Raw genomic sequence first — 25836 nt, 5'->3', positions numbered from 1 at the left:
GGCTCACGGCCCCGCCCGCAGCACCTCCGCGACGACCGGGCCCGCCGCGTCGCCGCCGTGGCCGCCGGACTGGACCAGGGCGGCGGCTGCCAGGTCGTTGCTGAAGCCGGTGAACCAGCTGTCGGAGGTGGCGTGCCCGTCGACCTCCGCCGAGCCGGTCTTGGCGCCCTTGTCGCCGCCCACGCTCGCCATGGCCTGGGTGGCGGTGCCCTCGGGGGCGGTCGCGGTGTAGCGCAGCATCTCCTTGAGCTGGGCGGAGACGCCGGGCGGCAGCGGGGTCGCGGTGGCGAAGGTCCGGTTGTCCAAGGACTGCGGGACGATGAACGGCTGGCGGAAGCGGCCGTTGACGGCGGTGGCGGTGACCGAGGCCATGTTGAGCGGGTTCATCTGGATCTTGCCCTGGCCGATGAAGGAGGCGGCGGTCTCGGCGCCGGCGGACTCGGGGACCTTGCCGTCGACGGTGACGACGCCCGTCTGCCAGTTCTGGCCTATGCCGAAGTACTGCTCGGCCTCGATGGCCAGCGCGGTGTCGCGCTTGTCCTTCAGGGGTGCGACCGGCTTGATGAAGGCGGTGTTGCAGGACCGGGCGAAGGCGGTCTTCAGCGTCGCGCTCGGCATCGAGAAGTTGTCGAGGTTGTGGAAGGTGACCCCCTCCCAGCTCACCTGCGACGGGCACTGCACGGCCGCGTTCGCACTGCCCAGACCGTTCTGGATGATCATCGCGGCCGTGATGATCTTCATCGTCGAGCCGGGCGCCACCGCCCCGCTGCGGGACGTCTCGAAGCCGGTCGGCGGGTTGTTCGCGATCGCCCGGATCGCCCCCGTGGACGGCTCGACGGCCGCCACCGACGCCTTCTCGAACTTCTTCACGCCCCGCTCGGCCGCCGCCTGGACCTTCGCGTCGAGCGTCGTCCGCACCTTGCCCGGCTTGCCCTCGACCAGGGTCAGCAGCGTCTTGTCCGCGCCGTCGGCGTTCGCGCTGTTGATCCAGGTCTCGATGCCCGTCGTGCCGCCGGCCCGCTCGCCGTACTTCTTGCGCAGCTCGTCCAGGATGCCGCCGAGCGACGGGTACTTCTCCTTGGTGAGCACCTGTCCGTTGCGGTCGACCGCCTCGATCGACGCGGTGGGGGACTCGCCGGTCTCCAGCGACTCGCCCTTGGCGAGGTCCGGGTGGATGACCGAGGGCTCCCAGTCCACCAGCGGACGCCCGGTGGTCAGCCCGCGTACGACGGTGAGCTTCGAGGCGTACGACCAGGGCTTCGTCGTGCCCTTGTACGAGACGGTCGCCTTCACCGTGTACGGGACGGTCGAGCCCGACGCCGCGCCCGGGGTGATCACCGCCTTGGTGACGTGGGCCGTGTCGCCGTAGCCGGCCAGCGCGGTCTCCGCTTCGGCCTTGTTGTTGGTGAGCGCCGCCGCGACCGCCGCGTCGCCCTCCGCCCACGCGGCGAGGAACTTCTTCGAGGTGTCGGCGATCTCCTCCTCGGTGACCGGGCCCGACCGCACCTCGGAGGAGCCGGCGGCCGTGCTCGTACCGCCGCCGGCACCGCTGTCCCCGAGGCCGTCCAGGACGTTGTACGCCCCGTAGCCCACCCCGCCCAGCACGAGCGCGAACACCCCGCCGACTATGCCTACCTTCGCTCCACTGCGCATTCCCTGCTGTCCCCATCCCCCGGAGCTTCCTTCTTGAACACGTTCAAGAAGGCTGTATGGGGCACCCTACGGGACTGGGGTGACGGGAGTGCCGGTTGTTATCCGAATGCGACGCGGACATGGCGTTAATGGCGGGGTCGGCCGCTCAGATCCAGGTGTCCAGCCACATCCGGTCCCGCCACGAGTCCTCCGGAATGGGTGTCCCCGTGAACAGCGGCCAGAAGTAGATGAAGTTCCAGATGATCAGCAGCACCAGCACACCGGCCGCCACCGCCCCCAGCGTCCGCCGCCGTTCCCCGGACGGATCGGGCTTGGCGAGTCCGAGTTCGTACCGCGGTCCCGTCTCCGCCGCGGGCCCCAGCATCGCGCCGATCATCATCGACACCGCCAGGCACAGGAACGGCACGAACACGACCGCGTAGAACAGGAAGATCGTGCGCTCCTGGTACAGGAACCACGGCAGCCACCCCGCGGCCACCCCGCAGGCGATCGCGCCCGCCCGCCAGTCGCGGCGGAACACCCAGCGCCACAGCACGTACACCAGGGCGAAGCAGGCCGCCCACCACAGCAGCGGCGTCCCGATCGCCAGCACCTCGCGGGAGCACTTCCCGGTCACCGACTCCGCGCAGCCGTTCTGCTCCTCGTAGAAGTAGGAGACGGGCCGGCCCAGCACGATCCAGCTCCACGGATTGGACTGGTAGGTGTGCCCGGACGTCAGGTTCACGTGGAACTCGTACACCTGGTGCTCGTAGTGCCACAGGCTGCGCAGCCAGTCCGGCAGCCAGGTCCAGCTGCCGCCCCGCCCGTCGGTCGCCGCCCAGTCCCGGAAATAGCCGTGCCGGTCCGGCGAGTTCCGGACGATCCAGCCCGTCCAGGACGCGAGGTACGTGACGAGCGCGACCGGCACCACCGAGACGAACGCCGGGAGCACGTCCCGCAGCAGCACCGCCGTGTACGGCCGCACGGCCCCGGCGGTGCGGCGCGCGCCCACGTCCCACAGGACGGTCATCAGGCCGAACGCGACCATGACGTACAGGCCGTTCCACTTCGTCGCGGCGGCCAGGCCCAGCGAGACACCGGCGGCGATCCGCCACGGCCGCCACCCCAGGCGCAGGGTCTCCGCGATCCTCGCGTCCGGCCGCAGCACACCGTCCTCGCCCACCGGCAGCGCCGCCGCGAGCCGGGCCCTCGCCCAGTCGCGGTCCAGCAGCAGGCAGCCGAACGCGGCCAGCACGAAGAACATCAGCACCAGGTCGAGCAGCGCGGTACGGCTCATCACGAAGTGCAGCCCGTCCACCGCGAGCAGCGCGCCCGCCAGGCAGCCGAGGAACGTCGAGCGGAACAGCCGGCGGCCGATCCGGCACAGCATCAGCACCGACAGGGTGCCGAGCACGGCCACCATGAACCGCCAGCCGAATGGCGTGAAACCGAACAGCTGCTCGCCGAGACCGATGATCCACTTGCCCACGGGCGGGTGCACCACATACCCGGGGTCGGTCGGCACCGGCACCTGGGACGGGTCGTTCAGGATCAGCTTGTCGACGTCCTTGGGCCACGCGCCCTCATACCCCTGGTTGATCAGCGCCCAGGAGTCCTTCGCGTAGTACGTCTCGTCGAATATCACCGCGTGCGGGCTGCCCAGCTTCCAGAACCGCAGCACCCCCGCGACCGCCGCCACCAGCAGCGGACCGCCCCACGCCGACCAGCGCACCAGCCGCTGCGCGAGCGTCGGCGGCACGCCGAGCACCGCCCACAGCTGGTTCCCGGGCCGGTTGTACGGCGGGACCAGCCGCTCCCGCAGCCCGATTCCGGGGCGCGGGGAATGGCCGAAGCGGCGCAGCCGCCGCTCCCAGGAGGTCGGCTCCGGGCCGTGCTGTTCCCCGGCGTCTTCGCCCTGCCGGGCTTCGGGCGCAGTACTCGTCACCGCGCCATCGTAGGGAACACGTCTGTGGGAGAGGTGTTCCCCGTGCGGGAGGATGGGGCTTGTGACTGGAACGACTGGAACGCTCGTGCTCGCAGGGACCCCCATCGGCGACCTGGCGGACGCCCCGCCCCGCCTCGCCGCCGAGCTGGAGGCGGCCGACGTCATCGCCGCCGAGGACACCCGCAGGCTGCGCCGGCTGACCCAGGGGCTCGGCGTCCACACCACGGGCCGGGTCGTCTCCTACTTCGAGGGCAACGAGTCCGCCCGTACGCCCGAACTCGTCGAGGCACTGGCCGGCGGGGCCCGGGTGCTGCTGGTCACGGACGCCGGCATGCCGTCCGTGTCCGACCCGGGCTACCGGCTGGTCGCCGCCGCCGTGGAGCAGGACATCCGGGTCACCGCCGTGCCCGGCCCGTCCGCCGTGCTCACCGCGCTCGCCCTGTCCGCGCTGCCGGTGGACCGCTTCTGCTTCGAGGGGTTCCTGCCGCGCAAGGGCGGTGAACGCCTCTCCAAGCTCCGCGAGGTCGCCCGCGAGCCCCGCACGATGGTCTTCTTCGAGGCCCCGCACCGCCTGGACGACACCCTCGCCGCGATGGCCGAGGTCTTCGGCGCCGAGCGCCGGGGCGCGGTGTGCCGCGAGCTGACCAAGACGTACGAGGAGGTCAAGCGCGGTCCGCTGGGCGATCTCGCCGCCTGGTCGGCCGCCGAGCAGGTACGCGGGGAGATCACCGTCGTGGTCGAGGGCGCGCCCTCGGGCGCGGAGGACCTGGACGCCGACGAGCTGGTGCGCAGGGTGCGGGTGCGCGAGGAGGCGGGGGAGCGGCGCAAGGAGGCGATCGCCGCCGTCGCCGCCGAGGCCGGCCTGCCCAAGCGCGAGGTGTTCGACGCCGTCGTCGCGGCAAAGAACGCCGCCCGGACCGGCCACGCGGACGGCAAGGGACTATCGTGAAAAGCAAAGCGAGAGCCGCGTATCGGCCCCTTTGACCACGAGAAGGCCAAAACCGCTCCAACTCTCGGCAGGGCCCGGTGCGCTCCCGCCGGTGAAGGCGTCCACTGGAAGGCAGGGCGCATTCCCCGGAGTGCTTGTCCGACGGACAAGAGGAGCAGGCATGAGCGACATCACAGCAGCCACCGCACACGAGGCATACGCCTTCGCCTGCATGAGGTGCGGACACGGGTGGGAGCAGGCGTACGAGATAGAGCACCACGTCGACGCGTCCGGCCACGCCTACGTGACCTACAAGGCGGACGGCGAACGGGTGCCTTCCCCGCTCTCCACCCCCACCTGCGCCAACTGCGGCGGGCACGTCGTGCGGATCATGCGGGCCGGCCGGGTCTCCGACGTCCAGCGTTTCCTCTACGGCCGGCACCGTACCCAGCCCGCCGCCGGGCCGCTGCTCCCCGAGGAGCCCGCCGAGGAGCCGGTGGCCGCGACCGCCGCCCCGTCCGCCGGCCACCACTGGCACCTCTCCGACCTCCTGCACCCGTTCCGCAAGTGACCGCATAGGCCGGTGCGCCGCGATCCTCGTACGATCGTGGCCATGAGCCGCAGCGAAGCCCCGCCCCTGCCGGAACCCCTCCGGGTGCCGGTCGCCGATTCGCACACCCACCTGGACATGCAGGACGGCACCGTCGAGGAGGGCCTGGCCAGGGCCGCCGCGGTGAACGTGACGACCGTGGTCCAGGTGGGCTGCGACGTGAAGGGGTCCCGCTGGGCCGCCGAGACCGCCGCCGCGCACGCCAACGTGCACGCGGCGGTGGCCCTCCACCCCAACGAGGCGCCGCGCATCGTGCACGGCGACCAGGATGGCTGGTCGCGGCAGGGGGCGCGCGAAGGGGGCGGCCCGGCCGCGCTGCACGAAGCGCTCGCCGAGATCGACGCGCTGGCCGCGCTGCCGCACGTCCGCGGGGTCGGCGAGACCGGCCTCGATCACTTCCGTACGGGGCCCGAGGGCATGGCCGCCCAGGAGGAGTCCTTCCGGGCCCACATCGAGATCGCCAAGCGCCACGGCAAGGCCCTCGTCATCCACGACCGCGAGGCCCACGCGGACGTCCTGCGCATCCTCGCGGAGGCGGGGGCCCCCGAGCGGACCGTCTTCCACTGCTACTCCGGCGACGCGGACATGGCCCGGGTCTGCGCGGAGGCCGGCTACTTCATGTCGTTCGCCGGGAACATGACCTTCAAGAACGCCCAGCCGCTGCGCGACGCGCTGGCGGTCGCCCCGCTGGAACTGGTCCTGGTCGAGACGGACGCCCCGTTCCTGACCCCGGCGCCGTACCGGGGCCGGCCCAACGCGCCGTATCTCATCCCGGTGACGCTGCGGGCGATGGCGGCGGTCAAGGGGCTGGACGAGGACACCCTCGCGGAGGCGATCGCGGACAACACGGCCAGGGCGTTCGACTACTGAGGCACACTCCAGCCCGTCCGGCGATCGAGGACGGAACCCCGCGCCCCGGGCCCGGGCGAGCACTGGCAACGCCGCCCGCTCAGGGCCCCGTACGCTTTACGGGTGAGCACCACTGAGCCCGACGCCCTCCTGGGCCCCGCAGACGTCCGCGAACTCGCCGACACCCTCGGCGTACGCCCCACCAAGCAGCGCGGGCAGAACTTCGTCATCGACGCCAACACGGTCCGCCGGATCGTGCGGACCGCGGAGGTCCGGCCGGACGACGTGGTGGTCGAGATCGGCCCGGGCCTCGGCTCGCTGACCCTCGCGCTGCTGGAGGTCGCCGACCGGGTCGTCGCCGTCGAGATCGACGACGTGCTCGCGGCGGCCCTGCCCGCCACCGTCGCCGCCCGGATGCCCGCCCGCGCCGACCGCTTCGCGCTGGTGCACTCCGACGCCATGCTCGTACGCGAACTGCCGGGCCCGCCGCCCACGGCGCTGGTCGCCAACCTCCCGTACAACGTCGCCGTGCCGGTGCTGCTCACCGTGCTCGACCGCTTCCCCAGCATCGAGCGGACCCTCGTCATGGTGCAGGCGGAGGTCGCGGACCGGCTGGCCGCCCGCCCCGGCAACAAGGTCTACGGCGTGCCCTCGGTGAAGGCGAACTGGTACACCGACGTCAAGCGCGCCGGGTCCATCGGCCGCAAGGTCTTCTGGCCCGCGCCGAACGTCGACTCCGGGCTCGTCTCGCTGGTGCGCCGCGCGGAGCCGGTGGCGACGACCGCGAGCAAGGAGGAGGTCTTCGCGGTCGTCGACGCCGCGTTCGCCCAGCGCCGCAAGACGCTGCGCGCGGCACTCGCGGGCTGGGCCGGTTCCGCACCGGCCGCCGAGGCCGCCCTGGTCGCGGCGGGCGTATCGCCGCAGGCGCGCGGGGAGTCCCTGACCATCGAGGAGTTCGCCGCCGTGGCCGAGAACAAGCCCGCCGACGAGAACGGGAGCGACCGGTGAGCGTCACCGTACGGGTACCCGCCAAGGTCAACGTCCAGCTCGCGGTCGGCGCCGCGCGCCCGGACGGCTTCCACGACCTGGCCAACGTCTTCCTCGCCGTCGGCCTGTACGACGAGGTCACCGTCACCCCCGCCGACAGCCTCCGCATCACCTGCTCCGGGCCGGACGCGGCGCAGGTCCCGCTGGACGCGTCGAACCTGGCCGCCCGGGCGGCGTCCGCGCTGGCCGCGCGCCACGGCATCGCCCCGGACGTGCACATCCACATCGCCAAGGACATCCCGGTCGCCGGCGGCATGGCGGGCGGCAGCGCGGACGGGGCCGGCGCCCTGCTCGCCTGCGACGCGCTGTGGGGGACCGGCACCCCGCGCGAGGACCTTCTCGCCCTCTGCGCCGAACTGGGCAGCGACGTGCCGTTCAGCCTGGTCGGCGGCGCCGCGCTCGGCACCGGCCGGGGCGAGCGGCTGACCCCGGTCGAGGTGGGCGGCACCTTCCACTGGGTCTTCGCCGTGGCGGACGGCGGGCTCTCCACCCCGGCGGTCTACCGCGAGTTCGACCGCCTCACGGACGGCACCCGCGTCCCGGAACCGGTGGCGTCGGACGCGCTGCTGGACGCCCTGCGGACCGGCGACGCCAAGGCCCTGGCCGCGACCCTGAGCAACGACCTGCAGGCCCCCGCGCTCTCCCTGCGCCCCTCCCTCTCCGCGACCCTGGCGGCGGGCACGGCGGCGGGCGCGCTGGCGGCCCTGGTCTCCGGCTCGGGCCCGACGACCGCGTTCCTCACGGAGGACGAGGCGACGGCCCGCGAGGTGGCCGCCGCCCTCACCGCCTCGGGCACCTGCCGCACGGCACGCACGGCGGCCTCCCCGGCCCGGGGGGCGACGGTTCAGCGACCGTAGTGGTAGCGGCACGAGGCGATGCGCACCTCGTCCTCCCGCGGCCGTCTCAGCCCACCCGTACCGACGCCTTCGCCAGCTCGTACGCCGGCAGCATCTCCTCGTGCTCGTCCGAGTCCAGGCCGCCCAGGTGGATGACGACCGGGCCGGCGGGGGTGGCGAGGGCGAAGGCGCGGGCCCGGCGGTCCTCGTCCGTGAGCTCGCTGTGCGCCGTGTACGTCACCTCGGTCAGCTGCTGCCCGCCGCTCGTGACCTCCTTGTACGTCGCCCCGGAGGCGTTCTCGTCCGCCCCGACGAAGCCCTTCAGCGCCTCGCGCGGGGTCACGGTCGTGGCCTTCGCCTGCCACACCCGCAGGAAGCCGATCTGCCCGGCCGGCTTCGCGTCGATCTCGCAGACCATCGTGACCGGGCCCTGTTCGGCCAGCTCCGCGAAGTCCGAGTCCGGGTCGATCTCGACGGCCTTCGGCTTCCAGTCCTTCGCCAGGTCGAAGGAGACCGGCAGTTCGCAGCCGGAGCCGGCGCCGCCGACCGTGCCCCCCTTGGCCGCGGTCTTCACCGCGGGCGCCGCGGACTTCTCCGGCTTCGCGTCCCCGCCGGAATCCGCCTCCGACGAACAGCCGGCCAGCGCGGACGCGGCCAGCAGGACGGGCAGCAGCCCGCGAACCGTACGACGTGTCATGACAGTCCCCACCCCTTGATCGTGTGCGCGCAAGGTACCCCGGGCGGGGCGGGCGCTCGTACGGAGGTCCGTGCGGCGGCGACTACGCTGGAAGGCCGGAGTCTTCCTCGCAGCTGGAGCGTTCGTGGCCGTCAACCTCATCAATGTCGAGCAGGTCAGCAAGGTGTACGGCACCCGTGCCCTGCTCGACGGTGTCTCCCTCGGCGTCTCGGAGGGCGACCGGATCGGTGTCGTCGGCCGCAACGGCGACGGCAAGACGACCCTGATCCGGATGCTCGCCCGGCTGGAGGAGGCCGACACCGGCCGCGTCACGCACAGCGGAGGGCTGCGCCTCGGCGTGCTCACCCAGCACGACTCGCTGGACCCCGGGGCCACCATCCGCCACGAGGTCATCGGCGACCTCGCCGACCACGAGTGGGCGGGCAGCGCCAAGATCCGCGACGTGCTCACCGGCCTCTTCGGCGGGCTCGACCTGCCGGGCTTCGCCAACGGCCTGGACACCGTCATCGCCCCCCTCTCCGGCGGGGAGCGGCGCCGGATCGCGCTCGCCAAGCTGCTCATCGCCGAGCAGGACCTGATCGTCCTGGACGAGCCGACCAACCACCTCGACGTCGAGGGTATCTCCTGGCTCGCCGGCCATCTGCGCGCCCGCCGCTCCGCGCTGGTCTGCGTCACCCACGACCGCTGGTTCCTGGACCAGGTCTGCACCCGCATGTGGGACGTGCAGCGCGGCACGGTCCACGAGTACGAGGGCGGCTACAGCGACTACGTGTTCGCCCGCGCCGAACGGGAGCGGATCGCCGCGACCGAGGAGGCCAAGCGGCAGAACCTGATGCGCAAGGAGCTGGCCTGGCTGCGGCGCGGCGCCCCCGCCCGTACCGCGAAGCCCCGCTACCGCATCGAGGCCGCCAACGAGCTCATCGCGGACGTGCCGCCGCCGCGCGACACCAGCGAGCTGATGAAGTTCGCCAACGCCCGGCTCGGCAAGACCGTGTTCGACCTGGAGGACGTCACCGTCCAGGCCGGCCCCAAGACCCTGCTCCAGCACCTCACCTGGCAGCTCGGCCCCGGCGACCGCATCGGCCTGGTCGGGGTCAACGGCGCCGGCAAGACCTCGCTGCTGCGGGCGCTCGCCGAGGCCGCCCGCACCGAGGGCGAGGCCCAGCCCGCCGCCGGGAAGATCGTCGTCGGCAAGACCGTCCGGCTCGCCTACCTCTCCCAGGAGGTCCACGAGCTGAACCCGGACCTGCGCGTGCTGGAGGCCGTCCAGCAGGTGCGGGACCGGGTGGACCTCGGCAAGGGCCGCGAGATGACCGCCGGACAGCTCTGCGAGCGGTTCGGCTTCGCCAAGGAGAAGCAGTGGACGCCCGTCGGCGACCTCTCCGGCGGTGAGCGGCGCCGGCTCCAGATCCTGCGGCTGCTGATGGACGAGCCCAACGTGCTCTTCCTGGACGAGCCGACCAACGACCTCGACATCGAGACCCTGACCCAGCTGGAGGACCTCCTCGACGGCTGGCCCGGCTCCATGATCGTGATCTCCCACGACCGGTTCTTCATCGAGCGGACCACGGACCGGGTCATGGCCCTCCTCGGCGACAAGACGCTGCGGATGCTGCCGCGCGGCATCGACGAGTACTTGGAGCGCAGGCAGCGCCAGGCCGGCACGTCCGCGCCCGCGGCGGCACCGGCCACCTCCCAGGCCGCCGCCCCGGCGGCGCCCGCGGTCTCCGCGCAGGCGGCCCGCGCGGCCAAGAAGGAGCTCCAGAAGGTCGAGCGGCAGCTGGAGAAGGTGTCGGCCCGCGAAACGACCCTGCACGCCCAAATCGCCGAGAACGCCACGGACTTCGAGAAGGTCGCGAAGCTCGACGCGGAGCTGCGGGAACTGGTCGCGGAGCGGGACGCCTTGGAGATGCGCTGGCTGGAACTGGCCGAGGACGCCTGAGCGTCGTTACGCGTGGGGCGGGTGGTACAAAGAAGCCTTGCCCGGTGCGGGCCACGACCGTGCCACTTCTCACCACAGGGGGACGGTCCGATGAGCCAGCCGCCCGGACAGCAGCCGCCGCAGGGCGCGTTCGGAGCACCGTACGATCCGGCGACCGGTCCGGACGGACCGCCGCCCCAGCCCGGCTACGGCTACCCGCAGCAGGGGCTCGGGCAGCCCCGGCCGGGCCCGTACACGCAGCCCGGTCCGTACACCCAGCCGGGCCCTTACACGCAGCCCGGGCTGCACCAGATGCCCACCCAGCAGCAGTACCCCGTGCCCGCCCCCGGCGGGCCGCAGGGCCGGGGCGGGTGGTTCCGGGGCCGGACCGGGAAGATCGTCGGGGCCGTGGTCGCCGTGGCGCTCCTCGCAGGCGGCGGGATCTGGTTCGCCACCAGCGGAGGCGGGGACGACGACGAGCCCCTCGCCGGGCCGACCCACTCCGCGAAGCCCACCGTGACGCCCTCCCCGACCAAGGGCGGGGCCACCGGGGAACCGGTGACCGGCCCCGAGGAGGAGGCCCGGACCATCAACGCCGGGGCCAAGCCCGGTGAGGCGAAGGTCGCCTGGATACGGAACGGCGGCATCGACCTGCCGCGCAACGGCGAGGACCAGTTCGGCCCCTGGCTCGCCGGGGACACCGTCGTCAGGGCCCTGTTCAACACGGTCTCCGGCTACTCGGTCTCCGACGGCACCCTGCGATGGAACCTCCGGCTGCCGACCAAGATGTGCGCGGCGCCCTCCCAGCCCACCGCCGACGGCAGGATCGTCCTCGGGATCAGGCACGACTCCGCCGCCGACGCCGAGTGCGACACGCTCCAGATGGTCGACCTGAACACGGGCAAGGCCGGCTGGCGCAAGTCGTACGTCCGCAAGGGGGCCTGGGACGGGCTCTCCGACCTCGCGATGGCCATCAACGGCGACACCGTCACCGTGGGCCGCACCAGCCGGACCGAGGGCTTCCGGGTCAGCGACGGCAAGCGGCTCTTCGGTGAACGGCCCGGCACGTGCCAGCCGTTCGGCCTCGCCAGCGGCCCGGTGGCCATCGCGGCGGTCAGCTGCCACACCGCCGACGACCAGTACAAGAACCAGCAGCTCCAGCGGATCGACCCCGCCACCGGCAAGGCCCTGTGGACGTACAAGCTGAAGAAGGACTGGGAGGTCTCCCAGATCCTCTCCGTCAGCCCGCTCGTCGTCTCGCTGAAGCACCCGGAGAAGTGGGCGATCCTCGTCCTCGACGCCGACGGCACCTACCGCTCCCAGCTCTCCGGCGGGCCGGGCGACTACCAGCTCAAGTGCGAGCGGGACATGATGTCGCTCGGCCGGAACCTGGACAACTGCGTGGGCGTGGCCGCCGACGCGAACACCTTCTACATGAGCACCAAGTACGGCGAGTTCGGGGAACTCCACGCCAACAAGGTCGTGGCGTTCGACCTGGCCACCGGGAAGTTCCGCTGGTCGGCCGACGCACCGGCGGGCCAGGCCGTCACCCCGCTGCGCACCGAGGGCGGCAAGCTGCTGATGTACGTCCACGCGGCCAAGGGCAAGGGCGGCGGGATCGCCACCCTCCCCTCCACCGGCGGCACCCCGCGGTTCGTGCAGCGCCACCCGGCGTCCGGCGCCGACCTGGAGCGCGGCATCTACGAACCGCGCGTCGTGTACACCGGCGGACGCGCCCTGCTGACGCCCTCACGGATCAGCGGCATCAGCGACGACGACGAGGTGGACCAGCCCTCCGTCGTGGTCTTCGGCGGCTGACGGTCCGAAGCATCACAGCGGCATCACAGCCCGGTCCTCCCTTGGGAACAGGGGCGGACCGAACCGGAAGACGCCCTTGGACGGGTGGTACAAAGAAGTCCCGCTCGACTGACGTGACACTGCGGGATCCATGCCCGATTCGCTCCATTTCGCCGTGTTCCAGGGGGCCTTGCCCCCAGGCGCCGGCGAGATCGCGGGGGAGTCCGGAACGGGCACCGGACCGCACGAAGGGGGACGCGCTGATGACCCAGCCGCCCGGACAGCAACCGCCGCAGGGAGGCTTCGGCGCTCCGCAGGAGCCGCCGCACGGGGTACCTCAGCCGCCCCAGGGCCCACCGCGGACCCCGCCGCCCGCCGCCCCGCCCCAGGCCCCCGCCACGCCGCCGACCCCGCCGCCCACGCAGCCGGGCTACGGCTACCCGCAGCAGCCCGGGCCGTACGACAAGCCCCAGCAGCCCGGCCCGTACAACCAGCCGCAGCAGCCGGGCCCCTACGGCCGGCAGCCGGGCCCGTACAACCAGCCCGGCCCGTACAACCAGCAGCCGGGCCCGTACAACCAGCCGCAGCAGGGCCCGTACGGGCAGCAGCCGCAGGCCGGTTACGGCTTCCCGCCGCAGCAGCACCCCGGCGCACCCGTGCCGCCCGGCCCGAGCGGCCCCGGCGGCGGCAGCCCGTTCAAGCGCAAGCCGGCCATGATCATCGGGGCCGCGGTCGCCGCGCTCCTGGTCATCGGCGGCGGCGTGTACTTCGCGACGAGCGGCGGCGACGGGGACGACGACAAGCCGGTCGCGGAGAAGAGCGAGCAGGTCGCGAAGCCGTCCGGGTCGCCCACCGTCGACCAGGGCGACGGCAACGGCACCGGCCGGAAGGAGGACGACGACCTCAACAGCGGACGCAAGGACGGCGAGGCCAAGGTCCTCTGGCTCCAGAAGAACGACGTCGACCTCCCGCGCAACGGCGCGGACGTCTACGGCCCCTGGATCGTCGGCGACACCATCGTCAAGGGCATGTACCGCACGGTCTCCGGCTACTCGGTCGCCGACGGCAAGCAGACGTGGACGCTGAAGCTGCCGGCCGACATCTGCTCCGCGCCCGAGCAGACCACCTCCGACGGCAAGATCGTCATCGCCGTCAAGAACGGCACCACCGACAAGGCCGACTGCTCCGCACTCCAGCAGATCGACCTCAACACGGGCAAGGCCGGATGGAAGAAGGAGCTCAAGAAGAGCGGCCTCTTCGACATGATGTCCGACCTCTCCATGGCCATCAGCGGCGACACCGTCACGGCCGGCCGCACCGGCGCGGCCAACGCCTTCCGGGTCAGCGACGGCAAGGAGGTCTTCGGCAAGCGGAGCGGCAACTGCCAGCCGTTCGCCTTCGCCGGCGGCCCCAAGCTCATCGCCGCGGTCAACTGCCGCACCGACGACGTCAACAACCCGCAGCAGGAGATCGAGGAGCTCGACCCCAGCACCGGCAAGGCGAAGTGGACCTACAAGCCCGCCCGCGGCTGGGAGGTCGAGAAGGTCTACTCGGTGACCCCCCTCATCGTCTCCCTCACCAAGGGCAACACCAGCGAGGACAAGAAGTGGAGCATCATCGCGCTCCGCGAGAACGGCACGCTGCGCTCCCAGCTGAAGAGCGACAAGGGTGACAAGTTCTCCCCGGACTGCGGCGGCGGCTTCACCATCTTCGGCCAGCGGCTCCAGGGCTGCACCGGCGTCGCGGCCGACGCCAACACCTTCTACATGTCCACGACGGACGACACCAGCGGCTCCGCCCGCACCAACAGGGTCGTCGCGTTCAATCTGAACACCGGCAAGACGAAGTGGAAGGCGAACGCCCCCGCCGAGCGGACCATGGAGCCGCTCGGCATGGAGGGCGCCGACGTCCTGCTCTACATCGACGGCGGCTACGGCAAGGGCGGCGGCATCGCGACCCTCTCCCCGGCCGGCGGCAGCCCGAAGATGCTGCTCCAGCACCCCGACTCCACCTCTGAGATCGAGCGCTCCTTCTACAACCCGAAGGTCCAGTACGCGGACGGGCGTTCGTTCATCACGAGCGGGCGGGTCAGCGCAGGCAACGACAAGGAAGAGCTGGAGACGAAGACCATGATGGCCTTCGGCGACTGACGGCTCACCCCCGCCCGGACGAACCCGACCGACCCCCTTCCCCGAGGTACGCAACGCCATGACCCAGCCGCCCCAGCAGCCGCCCAACGACCCGCCCCAGGGCGGCTTCGGCGCGCCGCAGGACCCGCCGCCCGGCGGTTTCGGCGCCCCGCAGGACCCGCCCTCCGGTGGCTTCGGCGCCCCGCCGCCCCCCGGACCGCCCCAGCAGCAGCCCGGCTACGGCTACCCGCAGCCGCCCACGCAGCCCGGCTACGGCTACCCCCAGCCGCCCACCCAGCCCGGCTACGGCTTCCCGCACCAGGGACAGCAGCAGTACGGCTACCCGACCGCCCCGATGCAGCCGGCCTACCAGCCGCCGCAGCAGGGCGGGAGCGGGAAGAAGTTCTCCACCCAGGCGCAGATCATCGTCGCCGCCGTGGTCGCGGTCGCCCTGATCGTCGGCGGCGGCATCTGGTACGCCTCCAGCGGCGGGGACGACAAGAAGGACGAGGCGGGCTCCTCCGCCGGCACCTCCGGCGAGAACAAGGGCGGCAAGGGCGACGACGGCGGGAAGGACGGTGGCACCGGCGGCAAGGAGAAGGCCCCGGCGAACGTCGAGTCGGCCGTCGGCTTCCAGCTCCCGCAGCCCAAGGTCACCGACGTCACCACCGTCGACGGCTCCTGGATCACCGACAAGGCGTACGTGAAGACGGGCGTCAACGAGATCGTCGGCTACGACCTGGACAAGGGCACCAAGCTCTGGTCGATCCCGCTGGACGGCCAGGTGTGCGCCGCCTCCCGGCACATGAGCAAGGACTACAAGACCGCCGTCCTCTTCGAGGAGGGCAAGCGGACGAAGGCCAAGAAGTACCAGAGCTGCAACAAGGTCGGCGCCCTCGACCTGGCCACCGGCAAGCTGATGTGGAACAAGTCGATCACCGCCTCCACCGGCGGCGACCGCCCGATCCGCTTCACCGAGGTCACCCTCAGCGGCAACACGGTCGCCGCGGGCGGCACCGACGGCGGCGCCGCCTTCAAGCTGGACACCGGCGCCGAGCTCTGGAAGCCGAAGGTCAGCACCGACGGCTGCTACGACGCCGGGTACGGCGGCGGCGAGGCCCTGGCCGCCGTCCGCAAGTGCGGTACGTACGACGACCCGCAGCTCATCATCCAGTCGCTGAACCCGACGACGGGCGCCCCGCTCTCCTCGTACAAGATGCCGGCCGGCGTCGACTACGCGAGCATCGTCTCCACCAAGCCGCTCGTCGTCGCCGCCGACGTCGGCGACACCGCCGGTGACGGCAGCAGCATCTCGGACTTCTTCTCGATCGACGAGACCACCGGCAAGCTGAAGATCCGTATCTCCGCCGACGCCGAGAAGTACGCGGCCCGGTGCGGCTCCACCGAGGTCGAGCAGTGCCAGCACCTCGCCGTCGGCAACAACCGCATCTACCTGCCGACCGAGGAGCACGAGGGCTCCGGCGAGAGCTTCAGCCGGACCAACGAGATCGTCTCCTTCGACCTCACCACCGGCAAGCAGACCGGCGACCGGGCCGACGCGGGCGAGAAGTTCACGATGTTCCCGCTGCGCATGGACGGCAAGAACATCATCGCGTACCGGGAACCCCCGTACGACAAGGGCGGTGAGGTCGTCTCCATCGACGGCAGCACCTTCGAGCAGACGGTCCTGATGCGGAACCCGTCCGACGACGCCGTCCGGGACGCGGAGACCAGCTTCTCCCCGGACTACGCGGAGTACCGCTACGAGAAGGGGCGCTTCTTCATCTCCGAGACGATGATCAGCGCACCGCGCAAGAGCTCCCTGAACGACAAGGAGTACCTGGTGGTGTCCTTCCGCACCAGCTGAGCACGCGGCACCGATGTGGGGGTGGAACCGGCCGGTTCCACCCCCACACGCATACCCGGCCGTGTAACTTGCAGGCCCTAAAGGGCCGGGGGGCCTGTGCCGCGGTGACGGGGGGAATGGGCGATGGGTGTCCGGCTCATGGTGGTGGACGACCACCGACTGCTCGCCGAGGCGCTGGCCTCCGCGCTGAAGCTGCGCGGCCACCGGGTGCTGGCCGCCGCCGCGCCCACCACCGGGGCGGCGGACCTCGTCGTCGGACGGGCCCCGGAGGTCTGCCTGTTCGGCACCGCGTCGCCCGCCGTGCCCGGCACCTTCGACCCCGTCGTCCGCATCCGGCGCGAGCGCCCGCAGACCGCGGTGGTCGTGCTCGGCCCGGTCCCCAGCCCGCGCGGGATCGCCGCCGCCTTCGCGGCCGGGGCCGCCGGGTACGTCCGGCACGACGAGCGGATCGAGGGGGTGGAGCGAGCCCTGGTCAAGGCCCGGTCCGGGGAGGCGGCCATCGCGCCCCAGCTCCTGCAGGGCGCCTTCGCCGAACTGCTCGACCCGGCGGCCCAGCCGGACGACGAGGGCCGCCGGCTGCTGCGGCTGCTCACCCCGCGCGAGGCCGAGGTGCTGGTCCGGGTCGCGGAGGGCGAGGACACCCGGCTGATCGCGGCCGGGATGCGGATCGCGCCGAGCACCGCCCGTACGCACGTCCAGCGGGTCCTGATGAAGCTCGGCGTCGGCTCCCGGCTCGAAGCCGCCGCCCTGGCCGCCCGCACCGGGCTGCTGGACCGGGCGGCGGTGACGCGCCGGGGGCCGGACCCCGTCGGCTGACGGTGCCCGGCCCCCGGCGCGTGACGGCGTACTAGTCCTCCGGGGCGGGCTCCGGGGCCTGGGCCGGGCGCAGCTTCATCCAGACCAGGAAGAACAGGCCGAGCGCCAGCATGGCGAGGCCGGTCCAGAGGTTGATGTGGACGCCCTGGGCCTTCTTCAGGTCCTCGTCGGACGGGCTGATCCCGGCGATCGTCACGATGATCCCGTAGACCACGAAGAGGCCGCCGATGATCCGCCGGATGTCGAAGAGGCGGGCCGCCGTGGCGGACTTCTGCTCCAGGTCGGAGACTTCCTTGTGCAGGTCGGACATGGTGGGTTACTCCGATCAGAACGAGTAGGGCACGTAGCACAGGGCGGCGAGCACGATGGCTCCCCAGCCCAGGAGTGCGGGCCTGCGGTACCAGGCGCTGTCGCCCTCCTCGGGCACCTCGGGGGCGCCCGGGGCCTCGGTTCCGTAGACGAGGCCGGCGAGTTCGGCCTCGGGCTTGGGAGCGGTGAAGAGCGTGACCGCGATCATGACGACCGCGCCGGCCACGAAGCCGACGATCGCGGAGACGAAGTTGGCGCCCTGGTCGCTCGGGATGTCGATGACGCCCTGCTTGTAGATGACGAAGTAGTTCACCATCGCGGCCGTGGTGCCCGCGAGCAGGCCCCAGACACCGGACTTCATCGAGGCGCGCTTCCAGAACATGCCGATGATGAAGACGACGAAGAGCGGGACGTTGAAGAACGAGAAGAGCGTCTGGAGGTAGCTCATGATGTTGGAGAAGCTGGCGGCGATGAACGCGGTGCCGATGGAGGCCAGCACACCGAGCGCCGTGATCAGCCGGCCGAAGCGCAGGTAGTACGCGTCCGACTCGTCCTTCTTCACGTACCGCGCCCAGATGTCCGTGGTGAACACGGTGTTGAACGAGGAGACGTTGGCGGCCATGCCCGCCATGAACGCGGCCAGCAGACCGGTCACCGCGATGCCGAGCACACCGTTGGGCAGCAGCTCGCGCATCAGCAGCGGGATCGCGTCGTTGTACGTGGTGCCGGAGCCGTCGGTGCCGATGTTCGGCACGATCACGGCGGCGACCAGGCCCGGGATCATCACGGCGAAGACGATGAACATCTTCGGGAAGGCGGCGATCAGCGGGGTGCGCTGGGCGGCCGAGAGGTTCTTCGCGGACAGGGCGCGCTGCACCTCGGCGAAGTTCGTCGTCCAGTAGCCGAAGGAGAGGACGAAGCCGAGGCCGAGGACGATCGTCAGCCAGTTGGCGCCGAGCGGGTTGGCGTCACCGATGCCGGTGCCGCCCCACGCCGACATGAAGTTCGAGCCGTGCTGCGACGTCAGCGAGTCGCTCAGCCCGTCCCAGCCGCCGACGCGCTTGAGGCCCAGCAGGGTCAGCGGGATCAGCGCGGCGAGGATGACGAAGAACTGCAGCACCTCGTTGTAGATCGCGGAGGAGAGCCCGCCGATCGTGATGTAGACGAGGACGAAGAGGCCCGCGACGACGATCGCGACCCACTGCGGCCAGCCGAGCAGCGCCTCCACGACGATCGACAGGGCGTACAGGTTGACGCCCGCGATCAGGATCGCCGAGAAGGCGAAGAGTATGGAGCTCAGCAGGTGCGCGGACTTGTCGAAGCGCTGGAGCAGGAACTCCGGCACCGAGCGCACCTTCGAGCGGTAGTAGAACGGCATCATCACGAGGCCGAGGAAGACCATCGCGGGGATGGCGCCGATCCAGTACCAGTGCACCACCGCGACGCCGTACTGCGCGCCGGTGGCCGCCATGCCGAGGATCTCGGTGGCGCCGAGGTTCGCCGCCACGAAGGCCAGACCGGTCACCCATGCGGGCAGTGACCGTCCGGAGAGGAAGAAGTCGAGGCTGGTCTTGACGCTCGCCCGGGCGGCGAAGCCGATGCCGAGCACCACGACGAAGTAGATCGCCAGGATCGTGTAATCGAGCCCGTTCGTGGGGAGCCGGAGCCCTGCTGCCAGATTTTGCATGTGGGGGTCTCGCTTCGTTGCGCGAACTGAACCCGAAGGAAACTACGCTCTTGTGTTCAGAAAGTGAACAGTTCCCAAGAGGTTCTTTGTTTGTTTGTGATCGTATTGCCGGAATCACAGGCTTCAGCCAGCCGCGGGCTGGCTTCGAGCGGCCGTGACCCCGTCGCACCACCCATCTGCCCCCGCCGTCGACTCATTGACGCAACTGTTGATTTGTGGTTCATTGTGTTTGCTTATGTTTGGTGGGAGGAGTCTGGTGAAGAAGACGGTTACGACGCTCGCCGACGGCCGGGAGCTGATCTACTACGACAGCCGCGACGACGTGGTGCGCGAGGCCGTCGACACCCGCCCCCTGGACGCCGTCTCCACCTCGTCCGAGATCCGGCGCGACCCCCTCCTCGGCGACAGCGTGGCCATCGCCTCGCACCGCCAGGGCCGGACCTACCACCCGCCCGCCGACGAGTGCCCGCTGTGCCCGTCGCGCGACGGACGGCAGAGCGAGATCCCGGAGCCGGACTACGACGTCGCCGTCTTCGAGAACCGCTTCCCCTCGCTCGCCGGCGACTCCGGCCGCTGCGAGGTCGTCTGCTTCACCTCCGACCACGACGCCTCGTTCGCCGATCTCACCGAGGAGCGGGCGCGGCTCGTCCTGGACGCCTGGACCGACCGCACCGCGGCCCTGGCCCGGCTGCCCCAGGTCAAGCAGGTGTTCTGCTTCGAGAACCGGGGCGCCGAGATCGGCGTCACGCTCGGCCACCCGCACGGCCAGATCTACGGCTACCCCTTCGTCACCCCGCGCACCGAGCTGATGCTCCGCTCGATGGCCGCCCACCACGCGAAGACCGGCCGCAACCTCTTCGACGACGTGGTCGCCCGCGAGGAGGAGGACGGCTCCCGGATCGTGCTCGCCGCCGAGCACTGGATCGCCTTCGTCCCGTACGCGGCCCACTGGCCGTACGAGGTCCACCTCCACCCGCGCCGCCGCGTCGCCGACCTGCGGGAGCTGGACGAGGAGGCGCGCACGGAGTTCCCACAGGTCTATCTGGAACTCTTGAGGCGATTCGACCGGATCTTCGGACCCGGAGAGCCGCCGACCCCGTACATCTCCGCCTGGCACCAGGCGCCGTTCGGGGTCCCCGGACGGGAGGACTTCGGGCTCCACCTCGAGCTTTTCACCATCCGACGGACCTCCGGCAAGCTGAAGTTCCTCGCGGGTTCCGAATCCGGCATGAGCGTGTTCATCAACGACGTGCCGCCGGAGACCGCGGCCCAGCGACTGCGAGAGGTAGCGAGCCAGTGAGCAAGACCCCGAAGAAGTACCTGGTCACCGGCGGCGCCGGTTACGTGGGCAGTGTCGTCGCCCAGCACCTGCTGGAAGCCGGCCACACCGTCACCGTCCTGGACGACCTCTCCACCGGCTTCCGCGAGGGCGTCCCGGCCGGGGCCGACTTCATCGAGGGCCGTATCCAGGACGCCGCGAAGTGGCTCGACCCCTCCTACGACGGGGTCCTCCACTTCGCCGCGTACTCCCAGGTCGGCGAGTCCGTCGCCGACCCCGAGAAGTACTGGGTCAACAACGTCGGCGGCTCCACCGCCCTGCTCGCCGCCATGCGCGACGCCGGCGTCCGCACCCTGGTCTTCTCCTCCACCGCCGCCACCTACGGCGAGCCGGTCTCCAGCCCCATCACGGAGGCCGATCCCACCGCCCCGACCAGCCCGTACGGCGCGACCAAGCTCGCCGTCGACCACATGATCACCGGCGAGGCCGCCGCCCACGGCCTGGCCGCCGTCTCGCTGCGCTACTTCAACGTGGCCGGCGCCTACGGCGACTGCGGCGAGCGCCACAGCCCCGAGTCCCACCTCATCCCCCTGGTGCTCCAGGTCGCCCTCGGGCAGCGCGAGTCGATCTCCGTCTACGGCGACGACTACCCGACCCCGGACGGCACCTGCGTCCGCGACTACATCCACGTCGCGGACCTGGCCGAGGCCCACCTCCTCGCCCTCGACGCGGCGGCCCCGGGCGAGCACCTGATCTGCAACCTCGGCAACGGCAACGGCTTCTCGGTCCGCGAGGTCATCGAGACGGTCCGCGAGGTCACCGGCCACCCCGTCCCCGAGACCGCGGCCCCGCGCCGCCCCGGCGACCCGGCCGTCCTCGTCGCCTCCGCCGCCACCGCCAGGGAGCGGCTCGGCTGGCGGCCGTCCCGCGCCGATCTGGCCGGAATCGTCTCCGACGCCTGGACGTTCGCCCGCCGAGAGGAGCCCACCGCACCATGACCGAGGACCACGCAGAGCTCACCGCCTCCTTCACCGAGCTGTACGGAAGCGCGCCCGAGGGGATCTGGGCCGCACCCGGCCGGGTCAACCTGATCGGCGAGTACACCGACTTCAACGACGGCTTCGTCATGCCGCTCGCCCTCCCGCACACCGCCCGCGCCGCGGTCGCCCGGCGCACCGACGGCGTACTGCGGCTGCACTCCACCGATGTGCCCGGCGGCGTCGTCCGGCTCCGCGTGGACGGGCTGACCCCGAACGAGGGCCACGGCTGGGCCGCCTACCCGGCCGGCGTCGTCTGGGCGCTGCGCGAGGCGGGCCACGAGATCACCGGTGCCGACATCCAGCTGACCTCCACCGTCCCCACGGGCGCCGGGCTCTCCTCGTCCGCCGCCCTCGAAGTGGTCACCGCCCTCGCCCTCAACGACCTCTTCGGCCTCGGGCTCGGCCGGGCGGAGCTCGCGGTCCTCGCCCAGCGCGCGGAGAACGCCTTCGTCGGCGTCCCCTGCGGGGTCATGGACCAGATGGCGTCCGCCTGCTGCACCGAGGGCCACGCCCTGCACCTGGACACCCGGGACCTCGGCCGCCGCCAGGTCCCCTTCGACCTGGCCGCGCACGGGCTGCGGCTGCTGGTGGTCGACACCCGGGTCAAGCACGCGCTCGGCGACGGCGCGTACGCGGAGCGCCGGGCCGGCTGCGAGGAGGGCGCCCGCCTGCTCGGCATACCCACCCTGCGCGACCTGCCGTACGAGGAGCTGGGCGCCGCCCTGGACCGGCTCGCCCAGTCCGGCGCGGACGAGTCCGTCGTGCGGTACGTACGCCATGTGGTCGGCGACAACCAGCGCGTCGAGCAGGTCATCGCGCTGCTCGACGCGGGCGACGCGTGCGCGGCCGGCCCGGTCCTCACGGCGGGGCACGTCTCGCTCCGCGACGACCTGCGGGTCTCCTGCCCGGAGCTCGACCTGGTGGTCGAGGCGGCCAACGCGGCCGGGGCGCTCGGCGCGCGGATGACCGGGGGCGGCTTCGGCGGCTCGGCGGTCGTGCTGGTCGAGGAGGAGCGGGCGGACGCGGTCACCAAGTCCGTCCTGGAGGCGTTCACCGCGGCCGGCCACGGCACCCCGGGCGTCTTCCCGGCGGTGCCGTCGGCGGGCGCGCGCCGGCTGGTCTGACCGGCGTCAGCCGAGCTCCTTGGTGAGGGTGTACTGCGTGAGGCCCGGCGGGAAGTCGTCGACCCGACCACGCACCTCGTACCCCTGCTTCCGGTAGAAGCCGGGGGCCTGGAAGTCCCAGGTCTCCACCCGGGAGCGGACGCAGGACCGGTCCTCCCGGGCCATCCGTTCCGCCTCGGCGAGCAGCCGCGCGCCGAGGCCGGAGCCCCGGTGCGGTGTGTCGACCCACAGCAGCTCCAGATGGAGCCAGCTCGCCCAGGTCCGGGCCGCGAGACCGCCCGCGAGGCGTCCCTCCGCGTCCAGTGCCCAGACGTGCAGGGGAGCCTCCTGAGCGTCCGGGCGGCGGCGCAGGGCGCTCATGTGCGGTGAGCGCGCGGTGTTGTCGTCCCGCAGCAGCCGGTGCAGCTGGGCACGCCGTTCCTTGTCCACTTCTGTCTCAAGACGGAACATGCCCCCCAGCCTAGGGCCAACCCCGGGACGAATTCCGGCAATTGACCCCTCCCCGGGGCCCTCGCCCGTACGCTGAGCGCGGCGGGGGCCCGCATCGGGCGCCCCGTCACACACAGCATGGGGGTGTCTGTGGCCCGTATCCGGGTTCTCGTGGTGGACGACCACCGGATCTTCGCCGAATCGCTGGCCGCCGCGCTCGCGGCCGAGCCGGACGTGGAGGTGGCCGCGGCCGGCAGCGGCCCGGCGGCGCTGCGCTGTCTGGAGCGGGCGGCGGCCGAGGGCCGGGGGTACGACGTGCTGCTGGTCGACGCGGAGCTGGGCGCTCCCGCCGCACCCGCCCGCACCGGCGCGGTCCCGGCCCCGGTGCCCGCCCCACGCCCCGGCACCGGCCGGGCCGGTCCGGCCGACGGGATCGCGCTGGTCGGCGCGGTCCGGGCGGCGCGGCCCTCGGTGCGTACGGTGGTGCTCGCCGAGAAGGACGACCCGGCCCGGGCCGCGCTCGCCCTCCAGGCCGGGGCCGGTGGCTGGGTCGCCAAGGACAGCTCGCTGCAACGGCTGCTGGCGGTGATCCGGGGGGTGCTGCGCGACGAGACGCACCTGCCCGCCGCCCTGCTGACCGGGGTGCTGCGCGAGCTGCTGGCCGACCGCAGGCACCGCACCGAGAGCGAGAAGCTGGTCGAGTCGCTGACCCCCCGCGAGCGCGAGGTGCTGCGGTGCATGGTGGCGGGCCTGGGCCGCAAGGCGGTCGCGGAACGGCTGTTCCTCTCCCCGCACACCGTGCGAACGCACATGCAGAACGTGCTGGGCAAACTCGGCGTGCACTCGACGCTGGCCGCCGTCGCGCTGGCCAGACGCGCGGGCGTGGGCCCCGTCGAGCTGGAGGAGCCGGCGCTATCCGGGGATGTTGTCGAACGGGGCGGTCAACTGGCGTAGCAGACCGGCCAGTTCGGCGCGCTGCTCGCGGGAGAGCTCGCCGAGGATGGCGCGCTCCTGGTCGAGGAGGCCCGCCAGGGACTGGTCGGCCTTGTCGCGGCCCTCGGCGGTGAGCCGGACCAGGACGCCGCGCCGGTCGCTGGGGTCGGGCAGCCGCTCGACCAGATTCTTCTTGGTGAGGCGGTCGATGCGGTTGGTCATCGTGCCCGAGGTGACCAGGGTCTGGGTGAGCAGCTGGCCGGGGGAGAGCTGATACGGGGCGCCGGCCCGGCGCAGCGACGTGAGGACGTCGAACTCCCACGGTTCGAGCTGGTGCTCGGCGAAGGCGATGCGGCGGGCCCGGTCGAGGTGCCGGGCCAGGCGGGAGACGCGGCTGAGGACCTCGAGCGGTTCCACGTCGAGGTCGGGGCGCTCGCGGCGCCATGCAGCGACCAGACGGTCGACCTCGTCCTCCATGTGGATCAGTGTAGATGGTCTGTCGACATGAAGTCTCTTGAATTCGAGTGTCTTGACATCAAGATATGTAGGGCCGATCCTGGAAACCATGACCGCACCCCGCTGGGACCCGCAGCAGTACCTGCGCCACGCGGACCACCGCACCCGCCCCTTCCACGACCTCCTGGCCCGCGTCCCCGACCCGCCCGGCACACCCGCGCCCCGCATCGCCGACCTCGGCTGCGGCCCCGGCAACGCCACCGCCCTGCTCGCCGAGCGCTGGCCGCACGCCCGGATCACCGGCTACGACAACTCCCCGCAGATGCTGGAGAGGGCCCGCGCCCACGCCACGGAGCTGCTGGACTTCGCCGAGGCCGACGCGGCCGTCTGGACGCCCCCGGAGCCGTACGGCCTGATCGTCGCCAACGCCCTGCTCCAATGGGTCCCCGGCCACGCCGACCGCCTGCCGCTCTGGCTGGACGCCCTGCTCCCCGGCGGCACCCTCGCCCTCCAGGTCCCCGGCAACTTCGACCAGCCCTCGCACGTCCTGATGCGCGAACTCGCCCGGTCCCCGCGCTGGCGCCCCCGCCTCGGCGGCCTGCTGCGCCACGCGGACGCCGTGCTGAGCCCCGCCGGATACCTGGACGCGCTGACCGGCCCCGGCACCGCGGCCGACGTCTGGGAGACCACGTATCTCCACCTCCTCCCGGGCGACGACCCCGTCCTCGACTGGGCGGAGGGCACCGCACTGCGCCCCGTCCTCACCGCACTCGCCGACGACGAGGAGGCCCGGGGAGCCTTCCTCGCGGACTACCGCGACCTGCTGCGCACGGCCTACCCGAAGGGCCCGCACGGCACGCTCTTCCCCTTCCGCCGCATCTTCGCCGTCGCCCACCGGGAGCCTTGATGATCGCCTCGCTCGACCACGTCCAGCTCGCCGCCCCGGCCGGCAGCGAGGACGCGCTGCGCACGTACTACGGGGACGTCCTCGGCATGACCGAGACCCCGAAGCCGCCGGTGCTCGCGGCCCGGGGCGGCTGCTGGTTCGCCGTCGGCCCGGTCCAGCTGCACCTGGGCATCGAGGCGGACTTCCGCCCCGCCCGCAAGGCCCACCCGGGCCTGCGCGTCACGGACATCGAGGCGTACGCGGCCCGGCTGGCCGAGCGCGGCGCCGAAGTGGTCTGGGACGACGGCCTGCCGGGCCACCGCCGCTTCTACAGCCACGACCCGGTGGGCAACCGGCTGGAGTTCCTGGAGCCGGTGACCGGCTGAGCCCCGGCACACGGCGGCGCCCCGCCCCCGCCGGTGCGGGAACGGGGCGCCGTGGGTCAGCCGGGCCTAGAACAGGCCGTTGTAGATGTCCCAGCCGTAGCCGATCTTGGCGCGCTTCTCGATCTGGCCGGTGCCGGTGGACGAGTAGCGGTAGACGTCGCCCTTGCCGTCGACGCCGACCAGGTCGGCGAAGCCGTCGCCGTCGAGGTCGCCGGGGGCGGCGAACTGCTTGT

The 25836-nt window shown here is 72.1% G+C and carries 23 protein-coding genes; 16 read left to right on the top strand and 7 right to left on the bottom strand.

What is annotated here, in order from left to right:
• Positions 1–3: 3 nt before the first annotated feature.
• A complete protein-coding gene (locus tag FKN01_RS25730) occupies positions 4–1653 on the bottom strand; it encodes a penicillin-binding transpeptidase domain-containing protein (RefSeq protein ID WP_185992982.1) in 1650 nt (549 codons plus the stop codon).
• Positions 1654–1798: 145 nt separating this feature from the next.
• Entirely contained in the window at positions 1799–3577 is a 1779-nt protein-coding gene (locus FKN01_RS25725) for a dolichyl-phosphate-mannose--protein mannosyltransferase (RefSeq protein ID WP_143624612.1), read from the bottom strand.
• 52 nt (positions 3578–3629) lie between these two features.
• On the opposite strand from FKN01_RS25725, the gene rsmI reads away from it, so the two are divergent.
• The 5 genes from rsmI to FKN01_RS25700 all read left to right on the top strand — a co-directional run bounded on the left by rsmI (position 3630) and on the right by FKN01_RS25700 (position 7868).
• Positions 3630–4526 (top strand): 16S rRNA (cytidine(1402)-2'-O)-methyltransferase, encoded by an 897-nt coding sequence (gene rsmI / locus FKN01_RS25720; RefSeq protein ID WP_143624610.1) that lies wholly within the window; start codon positions 3630–3632, stop codon positions 4524–4526.
• A gap of 160 nt (positions 4527–4686) precedes the next feature.
• Positions 4687–5076 carry a hypothetical protein gene (locus FKN01_RS25715; RefSeq protein WP_143624608.1) on the top strand — a complete coding sequence of 130 codons (390 nt, stop codon included), beginning with the start codon at positions 4687–4689 and terminating at the stop codon, positions 5074–5076.
• Between the two features lie 42 nt (positions 5077–5118).
• Complete coding sequence (locus FKN01_RS25710; protein WP_143624606.1) at positions 5119–5985, top strand: TatD family hydrolase; 867 nt, start codon at positions 5119–5121, stop codon at positions 5983–5985.
• A gap of 102 nt (positions 5986–6087) precedes the next feature.
• A complete protein-coding gene (gene rsmA / locus FKN01_RS25705; protein ID WP_143624604.1) occupies positions 6088–6972 on the top strand; it encodes a 16S rRNA (adenine(1518)-N(6)/adenine(1519)-N(6))-dimethyltransferase RsmA in 885 nt (294 codons plus the stop codon).
• Positions 6969–7868: a 4-(cytidine 5'-diphospho)-2-C-methyl-D-erythritol kinase gene (locus FKN01_RS25700; RefSeq protein ID WP_143624602.1), complete on the top strand. Its 900-nt coding sequence runs from the start codon at positions 6969–6971 to the stop codon at positions 7866–7868. Before rsmA ends, FKN01_RS25700 begins: the two co-directional genes overlap by 4 nt.
• 46 nt (positions 7869–7914) lie before the next feature.
• On the opposite strand, the gene FKN01_RS25695 is transcribed toward FKN01_RS25700, so the two are convergent.
• A complete protein-coding gene (locus FKN01_RS25695; protein ID WP_185992981.1) occupies positions 7915–8544 on the bottom strand; it encodes a lipoprotein in 630 nt (209 codons plus the stop codon).
• Positions 8545–8668: 124 nt separating this feature from the next.
• On the opposite strand from FKN01_RS25695, the gene FKN01_RS25690 reads away from it, so the two are divergent.
• From FKN01_RS25690 to FKN01_RS25670, 5 genes are all read left to right on the top strand, one after another.
• The gene (locus tag FKN01_RS25690; RefSeq protein ID WP_143624600.1) at positions 8669–10486 is read left to right on the top strand and encodes an ABC-F family ATP-binding cassette domain-containing protein; all 1818 of its coding nucleotides are present in this window, start codon (positions 8669–8671) and stop codon (positions 10484–10486) included.
• A 90-nt stretch (positions 10487–10576) separates the two neighbouring features.
• Positions 10577–12283 carry a PQQ-binding-like beta-propeller repeat protein gene (locus tag FKN01_RS25685; RefSeq protein WP_143624598.1) on the top strand — a complete coding sequence of 569 codons (1707 nt, stop codon included), beginning with the start codon at positions 10577–10579 and terminating at the stop codon, positions 12281–12283.
• Positions 12284–12525: 242 nt separating this feature from the next.
• Complete coding sequence (locus FKN01_RS25680) at positions 12526–14412, top strand: PQQ-binding-like beta-propeller repeat protein (protein ID WP_143624596.1); 1887 nt, start codon at positions 12526–12528, stop codon at positions 14410–14412.
• A 58-nt stretch (positions 14413–14470) separates the two neighbouring features.
• The gene (locus tag FKN01_RS25675; protein WP_143624594.1) at positions 14471–16258 is read left to right on the top strand and encodes a PQQ-binding-like beta-propeller repeat protein; all 1788 of its coding nucleotides are present in this window, start codon (positions 14471–14473) and stop codon (positions 16256–16258) included.
• Between the two features lie 123 nt (positions 16259–16381).
• On the top strand, positions 16382–17074 hold the full coding sequence (locus FKN01_RS25670) for a LuxR C-terminal-related transcriptional regulator (protein ID WP_143624592.1): 693 nt from the start codon (positions 16382–16384) through the stop codon (positions 17072–17074).
• Positions 17075–17105: 31 nt separating this feature from the next.
• Here the strand turns inward: FKN01_RS25670 and FKN01_RS25665 are convergent, their stop codons facing one another.
• Both FKN01_RS25665 and FKN01_RS25660 read right to left on the bottom strand, forming a co-directional pair.
• The gene (locus tag FKN01_RS25665) at positions 17106–17384 is read right to left on the bottom strand and encodes a hypothetical protein (RefSeq protein WP_143624590.1); all 279 of its coding nucleotides are present in this window, start codon (positions 17382–17384) and stop codon (positions 17106–17108) included.
• A 15-nt stretch (positions 17385–17399) separates the two neighbouring features.
• Positions 17400–19070, bottom strand: coding sequence for a sodium:solute symporter family protein (locus tag FKN01_RS25660; RefSeq protein WP_143624588.1), 1671 nt, complete (start codon positions 19068–19070; stop codon positions 17400–17402).
• 256 nt (positions 19071–19326) lie between these two features.
• On the opposite strand from FKN01_RS25660, the gene galT reads away from it, so the two are divergent.
• Genes galT through galK form a run of 3 tightly spaced genes read left to right on the top strand, consistent with a single transcriptional unit; the run spans position 19327 to position 22513 of the window.
• A complete protein-coding gene (gene galT, locus FKN01_RS25655) occupies positions 19327–20370 on the top strand; it encodes a galactose-1-phosphate uridylyltransferase (protein WP_143624586.1) in 1044 nt (347 codons plus the stop codon).
• Positions 20367–21347, top strand: coding sequence for a UDP-glucose 4-epimerase GalE (galE, locus tag FKN01_RS25650; RefSeq protein ID WP_143624584.1), 981 nt, complete (start codon positions 20367–20369; stop codon positions 21345–21347). Before galT ends, galE begins: the two co-directional genes overlap by 4 nt.
• Positions 21344–22513, top strand: coding sequence for a galactokinase (gene galK, locus FKN01_RS25645; RefSeq protein WP_143624582.1), 1170 nt, complete (start codon positions 21344–21346; stop codon positions 22511–22513). The genes galE and galK overlap by 4 nt, the downstream gene beginning before the upstream one ends.
• A 6-nt stretch (positions 22514–22519) precedes the next feature.
• Here galK and FKN01_RS25640 read toward each other — a convergent pair whose 3' ends face one another.
• On the bottom strand, positions 22520–22963 hold the full coding sequence (locus tag FKN01_RS25640; RefSeq protein WP_143624580.1) for a GNAT family N-acetyltransferase: 444 nt from the start codon (positions 22961–22963) through the stop codon (positions 22520–22522).
• 117 nt (positions 22964–23080) lie between these two features.
• Between FKN01_RS25640 and FKN01_RS25635 the strand changes: the two genes are divergently transcribed.
• Positions 23081–23896: a response regulator transcription factor gene (locus tag FKN01_RS25635; protein ID WP_143624578.1), complete on the top strand. Its 816-nt coding sequence runs from the start codon at positions 23081–23083 to the stop codon at positions 23894–23896.
• Here FKN01_RS25635 and FKN01_RS25630 read toward each other — a convergent pair.
• The gene (locus tag FKN01_RS25630; RefSeq protein WP_143624576.1) at positions 23855–24352 is read right to left on the bottom strand and encodes a MarR family winged helix-turn-helix transcriptional regulator; all 498 of its coding nucleotides are present in this window, start codon (positions 24350–24352) and stop codon (positions 23855–23857) included. The two genes, FKN01_RS25635 and FKN01_RS25630, sit on opposite strands and share 42 nt — an antisense overlap.
• 88 nt (positions 24353–24440) lie before the next feature.
• Here FKN01_RS25630 and FKN01_RS25625 point away from each other — a divergent pair, with 88 nt between their 5' ends.
• Both FKN01_RS25625 and FKN01_RS25620 read left to right on the top strand, forming a co-directional pair.
• Positions 24441–25238, top strand: coding sequence for a trans-aconitate 2-methyltransferase (locus FKN01_RS25625; protein ID WP_143624574.1), 798 nt, complete (start codon positions 24441–24443; stop codon positions 25236–25238).
• Positions 25238–25603, top strand: a complete 366-nt coding sequence (locus tag FKN01_RS25620) for a VOC family protein (protein WP_143624572.1) — start codon at positions 25238–25240, stop codon at positions 25601–25603. Before FKN01_RS25625 ends, FKN01_RS25620 begins: the two co-directional genes overlap by 1 nt.
• The last annotated feature ends 233 nt before the right edge of the window (positions 25604–25836 follow it).

The organism is Streptomyces sp. 130 (genome assembly GCF_007096885.1).
In the GTDB taxonomy this organism is placed as follows: domain Bacteria; phylum Actinomycetota; class Actinomycetes; order Streptomycetales; family Streptomycetaceae; genus Streptomyces.
Note: the sequence above shows the minus strand (reverse complement) of the source record. Positions and strands in the feature narration are given on the sequence as shown.

What these genes read in the sequence shown, in the direction of transcription:
- FKN01_RS25730 (WP_185992982.1), bottom strand. Translation starts at nt 1,653, where the DNA reads ATGCGCAGTGGAGCGAAGGTAGGCATAGTCGGCGGGGTGTTCGCGCTC.
- rsmI (WP_143624610.1), top strand. Translation starts at nt 3,630, where the DNA reads ATGGGGCTTGTGACTGGAACGACTGGAACGCTCGTGCTCGCAGGGACC.
- FKN01_RS25715 (WP_143624608.1), top strand. Translation starts at nt 4,687, where the DNA reads ATGAGCGACATCACAGCAGCCACCGCACACGAGGCATACGCCTTCGCC.
- FKN01_RS25710 (WP_143624606.1), top strand. Translation starts at nt 5,119, where the DNA reads ATGAGCCGCAGCGAAGCCCCGCCCCTGCCGGAACCCCTCCGGGTGCCG.
- FKN01_RS25695 (WP_185992981.1), bottom strand. Translation starts at nt 8,544, where the DNA reads ATGACACGTCGTACGGTTCGCGGGCTGCTGCCCGTCCTGCTGGCCGCG.
- FKN01_RS25685 (WP_143624598.1), top strand. Translation starts at nt 10,577, where the DNA reads ATGAGCCAGCCGCCCGGACAGCAGCCGCCGCAGGGCGCGTTCGGAGCA.
- FKN01_RS25680 (WP_143624596.1), top strand. Translation starts at nt 12,526, where the DNA reads ATGACCCAGCCGCCCGGACAGCAACCGCCGCAGGGAGGCTTCGGCGCT.
- FKN01_RS25675 (WP_143624594.1), top strand. Translation starts at nt 14,471, where the DNA reads ATGACCCAGCCGCCCCAGCAGCCGCCCAACGACCCGCCCCAGGGCGGC.
- FKN01_RS25670 (WP_143624592.1), top strand. Translation starts at nt 16,382, where the DNA reads ATGGGTGTCCGGCTCATGGTGGTGGACGACCACCGACTGCTCGCCGAG.
- FKN01_RS25665 (WP_143624590.1), bottom strand. Translation starts at nt 17,384, where the DNA reads ATGTCCGACCTGCACAAGGAAGTCTCCGACCTGGAGCAGAAGTCCGCC.
- FKN01_RS25660 (WP_143624588.1), bottom strand. Translation starts at nt 19,070, where the DNA reads ATGCAAAATCTGGCAGCAGGGCTCCGGCTCCCCACGAACGGGCTCGAT.
- galK (WP_143624582.1), top strand. Translation starts at nt 21,344, where the DNA reads ATGACCGAGGACCACGCAGAGCTCACCGCCTCCTTCACCGAGCTGTAC.
- FKN01_RS25640 (WP_143624580.1), bottom strand. Translation starts at nt 22,963, where the DNA reads ATGTTCCGTCTTGAGACAGAAGTGGACAAGGAACGGCGTGCCCAGCTG.
- FKN01_RS25635 (WP_143624578.1), top strand. Translation starts at nt 23,081, where the DNA reads ATGGGGGTGTCTGTGGCCCGTATCCGGGTTCTCGTGGTGGACGACCAC.
- FKN01_RS25630 (WP_143624576.1), bottom strand. Translation starts at nt 24,352, where the DNA reads ATGGAGGACGAGGTCGACCGTCTGGTCGCTGCATGGCGCCGCGAGCGC.
- FKN01_RS25625 (WP_143624574.1), top strand. Translation starts at nt 24,441, where the DNA reads ATGACCGCACCCCGCTGGGACCCGCAGCAGTACCTGCGCCACGCGGAC.
- FKN01_RS25620 (WP_143624572.1), top strand. Translation starts at nt 25,238, where the DNA reads ATGATCGCCTCGCTCGACCACGTCCAGCTCGCCGCCCCGGCCGGCAGC.